Raw genomic sequence first — 4,837 nt, forward strand, 5'->3', positions numbered from 1 at the left:
AGATCAAGCAAATAAAGGTGTTGAGAATAAGAGTAAAACTCACGAAGGTGCTCAACAAACAAAGCCTAGAAGAAAGAACAAAAGAAGAAGACCGAATAAACCCAATAACGGACCTGCTAAAAGTGAATAAGATTTTTTGTTTTCTAGGTATAATTTTTTGCGTTTCTTGTGATTCAAATAAGGAATATGATTCTTATCAAACACTAAAAGAAGGGGTATGGGGATTAAAAGACCGAGTGCTTTTTGAGGTTGAAGTCAAGGACACGGTTTCGCTACAAAACGTTTTTTTAAATGTACGTACAGATGTAAATTATCCTTATCGAAATTTATATGTTATTAGTAAAATGTCCCTTCCAAGCGGACTTGTTTTAATAGACACTTTGGAATATGAGATGGCAGACGCTTTTGGAAATTTGTTAGGAGACGGATTTACAGATGTAAAAAACAATAAACTATACTATTTAGAAAACCATCAATTTTCCCAGCAAGGGATGTATGTTTTTGAATTCTATCAAGCAATGCGAAAGAGAGGAGAAATACATGGTCTTGAGGGCTTAGAAGGGGTTGTAGATGTGGGCCTTAGAATCGAAAAAACACAAGATTAATTTTTGTTGGAATGAGTAAGAAGAAAATAAATAAACCAAATTTTAACACCTATTTAAAAGTATTTTGGACTTTGTTTCTGTTATCTGTGTTGGGTGTGTTTGTCATTTTCACGATGGTAAATATGGGTGCTTTTGGGAAGCTACCAACCTTTGAAGAATTAGAAAGTCCTGAGAAAAATTTTGCCTCTGAAATTATATCCTCTGATGGAGTAACTCTCGGGAAGTATTTCAGAGAAAATAGGACTCCTGTTCGTTTTGATGATTTACCACAAAGTTTGGTAGATGCCTTAGTTGCCACAGAAGATGAACGCTTTTTTGAGCACTCGGGTATAGATTTTTATGCTATTGCAAGAGCGATTGGTAAATTGGGAAGAAATGGAGGAGGTAGTACCATTACGCAACAATTGGCAAAGCAGATTTTTCACAAAAGAGAGAATGCGTCTTTGTTGAAAAAAATAGGACAGAAATTAAAAGAATGGGTCATTGCGGTTAAGCTAGAAAAGCAATATACCAAAAATGAAATCATTACCATGTATTTGAATAAGTATGATTTCTTGTACAATGCCATTGGAATTCGCTCAGCCTCTAGAATTTATTTCAACAAAGAACCAAAAGAGTTAAATCTTGAAGAATCAGCAGTTTTGGTTGGAATGGCTAAAAATCCGTCATTGTATAATCCAAAGAGGTTTCCAAAAAAAGCAAAGAAAAGACGTGCGACGGTCTTTGGTCAGTTAGAAAGAAATAACTTGATAACTGAACAAGAAAAGGATTCTTTAAACGCTCTACCGTTGGAGATAGAATATACGCCTGAAGGACATAGTGACGGGCATGCAACCTATTTTAGAGAGTATTTGAGGAGCTATTTAAAAAAATGGATCAAAAATCATCCAAAAGCTGATGGTACGAATTATAGTTTATACTCCGATGGGTTAAAAATATTTGTCACTTTAGACTCTAGGATGCAACAATATGCGGAAGAAGCTTTGAAAGATCATATGTCTAATTTACAAAGGATTTTCTTCAAAGAACAATCAAAGAATGAAACAGCGCCTTTTTATGACTTAGAGGACGCACAAATTGACAAAATTATATGGAGAGCAATTTCTAATACGGATAGATATAAAACGTTACACGCAAAAGGTTTCACGAAGAAACAAATTCTTAAAAACTTCAGTAAATCAAGAAAAATGAAAGTATTTGATTGGAATCAAGGGAGTAAAGACACTATTTTGTCACCTTATGATTCTATTAAATATTATAAATCATTTTTGCATTCAGGCTTGTTGGCCATGGAGCCAAATACGGGTCATATAAAAGCATGGGTTGGCGGCATAGATCATAAATACTTTAAATATGATCATGTTAAACAAGGGACAAGACAAGTAGGGTCTACTTTTAAGCCATTTGTTTATGCCTCTGCAATTAATGAATTTAGAATTTCTCCTTGTGAAAAATATCCAAATACACCCTACACAATACCACAAGGTAAATATGGTCTTCCAGAAGATTGGACACCTAAAAATGCTGGAGACAAGTATGGTGGAGAATTGACCCTTAAGCAAGCATTGGCAAAATCAATAAATGTAATTACGGCTAGATTAATCGATAGAGTTGGTCCCTCTACGGTCGTTCATTTAGCAAAAAAATCGGGGATAACTTCTCGAATAAAACCATACCCTTCTATCGCTTTGGGAAGTATAGACGCAAGTTTATATGATATGGTTGGCGCTTATGCAATGTTTGCAAATAAAGGTTTTCGTGTGAACCAAACGATGGTCATGCGTATTGAAGATAGAAACGGTAGTGTGTTACAACGTTTTGTTCCTACTTCGGAGGAAGTAATGAGTGAAGAAGCCGCTTATGCAGTATTAGATTTGCTCAAAGGAGTTACAAAAGAAGGTTCGGGTGTTCGTTTGCGTGGGAAGTGGGGTAATTACTTAGAAAATGAAGCTACAGGTTATCCTTATGAATTTACCAACCCTATTGCAGGAAAAACAGGAACCACACAAAATCAATCGGATGGATGGTTTATGGGTGTGGTCCCTAATTTAGCTGTAGGAGTTTGGACTGGAGCAGATGAAAGAGCGACTCACTTTAAAGAAATTACCTTAGGTCAAGGGGCAACCATGTCTTTGCCAACTTGGGCATTATTCATGAAAAAATGTTACGCCGATGAAACCCTATCGATAAGCCAAGAAGATTTTGAGCAGCCAGAGAATTTTAGTATTCCAATTGATTGTGGTTCTCCACAAGATCAAGGAGAGGAACCTTCTTTGATAGAAACAAATCCTGAATTTTAAATGGAGAATATGAAGATTATTTCTTACAATGTTAATGGCATTAGGGCAGCTATAAAAAAAGGTTTTTTAGATTGGTTACAAGTATGTAACCCAGACATCATTTGTCTACAAGAAACAAAAGCCCACAAAGATCAGCTGGATCTTTTGGCGTTTGAAAGCTTAGGGTACAAACATCATTATTGGTTCTCTGCTCAAAAGAAAGGATACAGTAGTGTGGCTATTCTGTGTAAAAAGAAGCCAAACCATGTGGCTTACGGTACAGGGATTGAGAAGATGGATTTTGAAGGGAGAAATTTACGTGTAGATTATGATACTTTTTCTGTGATGAGTTTATACTTACCTTCTGGGACAAATGAAGCTCGTTTAGACTTCAAATTGGATTATATGGATCAGTTTTTAGCGTATGTTACATCGCTTCGGAAAGAAGTTTCAAACTTAATTATATGTGGAGATTATAATATATGTCACCAAGAAATAGATATCCATAATCCAAAACAAAACAAGAATACTTCTGGTTTTTTACCGGTGGAAAGAGCATGGTTAGATAAATTTATCCATACAGGTTTTGTAGATAGTTTTAGACACTTAAACAAAGACCCTAATCACTATTCTTGGTGGAGCTATAGAGCCAATTCTAGGAATAATAATAAGGGATGGAGAATAGATTATCATATGGTGACAGAGAATATGGTAGATCGAATCAAAAGGGCTTATATATTACCAGAAGCTAAGCACTCAGATCACTGTCCAATTGTGTTAGAATTATCAAAATAAAAATCAGATGGGAAAAGTAGTATTTTCAATAGTAGTATTTTTATTATTAACAAGTTGTGTGACCAAACAGCGTTTTCTTGAATTGTCAAATCGATATGATGAAATGTCCGAAACCAATGCAGATTTAATTGCACAGAACGACAAATTAATTGAAGATGAGATTGAAAAAAACAAAGAGATAAGTGGTTTGCAGAATTTAAAGCGGTCTTGCGTTCAACAGTCTGAGAGATTAAAAAAACAACTAGCAGCAGCATTAAATCAAAAGCAAAAACTTCAAGAAGCATATGATCTATTGGCGTCTAATAGCTCATCCGAAATCAGTAGCAAGGTTAAAGAAAATCAAAATCTATCAAACGAATTAGCGGAAAAAGAAACAAGTCTGTTTGAAAAAGAAGCCTACTTGGCCAAGTTGACTTCTGCTTTAGATACACGATCGAAACGAATTAAAGATTTAGAAGCTTTGATCGCAAGTAAAGAAGCAGCGATGCAGCAATTAAAAAGAGCGATTAGTAGTGCTTTAAAAGGATTTGAAGGAAAAGGATTGACCGTAGAGCAGAGAGATGGAAAGGTTTATGTTTCTATGGAGAATAAATTGTTGTTTGGGTCCGGAGAATGGTCGGTCGGAGCTAAAGGAAGATCTGCTGTAGTAAAGCTAGCTGAAGTCTTGGTGAATAACCCTACTATTGACGTGTTGATTGAAGGGCATACAGATAATGACCCATATAGAGCTGGTGGAGTTATTCAAGACAACTGGGATTTGTCTGTGAAAAGAGCTACTGCCATAGTGAGAATTTTACAAGACACCAATGTGTCTCCAAAGCAAATAACTGCGGCTGGGCATGGCGAGTATGTACCAGTGGCTACGAATAAGACTTTGGCTGGAAAAGCAAAAAATAGACGTATTGAAATTATACTTTCTCCAAATTTAGATGAGGTTGTAAAATTACTAAACGAATAATATGTCAAAGGTAAAAAGGATTAGGTTTGCTAGGATCTTGTTTTTTCTTGGGATCTATACTTTGTCTGCTCAAACAATAAAAGATAGTATAAAAGAAGTCAAGAGCGTTCAAAGGCTAACTTCTACTTGTAAACAGGATACTATTAAGCCAGAAACATTGGCTGAGATAGATCGTTTATGGATAGAGAACATATATAAAA

5 protein-coding genes are annotated in these 4,837 nt (G+C 35.5%); all 5 read left to right on the top strand.

Annotated features, from left to right (window positions below; translation table 11 throughout):
- Window positions 1–605: gliding motility lipoprotein GldH (locus tag ABF281_RS03110; RefSeq protein ID WP_347180239.1), on the top strand; the 605-nt coding region annotated here is incomplete at its 5' end.
- Window positions 606–616: 11 nt separating this feature from the next.
- Window positions 617–2,905 carry a transglycosylase domain-containing protein gene (locus ABF281_RS03115; RefSeq protein ID WP_347180240.1) on the top strand — a complete coding sequence of 763 codons (2,289 nt, stop codon included), beginning with the start codon at window positions 617–619 and terminating at the stop codon, window positions 2,903–2,905.
- Between the two features lie 9 nt (window positions 2,906–2,914).
- Window positions 2,915–3,679 carry an exodeoxyribonuclease III gene (locus ABF281_RS03120; protein ID WP_347180241.1) on the top strand — a complete coding sequence of 255 codons (765 nt, stop codon included), beginning with the start codon at window positions 2,915–2,917 and terminating at the stop codon, window positions 3,677–3,679.
- A 7-nt stretch (window positions 3,680–3,686) separates the two neighbouring features.
- On the top strand, window positions 3,687–4,637 hold the full coding sequence (locus ABF281_RS03125; RefSeq protein ID WP_347180242.1) for an OmpA family protein: 951 nt from the start codon (window positions 3,687–3,689) through the stop codon (window positions 4,635–4,637).
- A 1-nt stretch (window position 4,638) separates the two neighbouring features.
- Window positions 4,639–4,837: hypothetical protein (locus tag ABF281_RS03130; protein ID WP_347180243.1), on the top strand; the 199-nt coding region annotated here is incomplete at its 3' end.

The sequence above is a fragment of the Wenyingzhuangia sp. genome, assembly GCF_039768515.1.
Taxonomy (GTDB): domain Bacteria; phylum Bacteroidota; class Bacteroidia; order Flavobacteriales; family Flavobacteriaceae; genus Wenyingzhuangia.

Excerpts from the sequence above, each read along its gene's own strand:
- ABF281_RS03125 (WP_347180242.1), top strand. The coding sequence starts at position 3,687 with ATGGGAAAAGTAGTATTTTCAATAGTAGTATTTTTATTATTAACAAGT.
- ABF281_RS03115 (WP_347180240.1), top strand. The coding sequence starts at position 617 with ATGAGTAAGAAGAAAATAAATAAACCAAATTTTAACACCTATTTAAAA.
- ABF281_RS03120 (WP_347180241.1), top strand. The coding sequence starts at position 2,915 with ATGAAGATTATTTCTTACAATGTTAATGGCATTAGGGCAGCTATAAAA.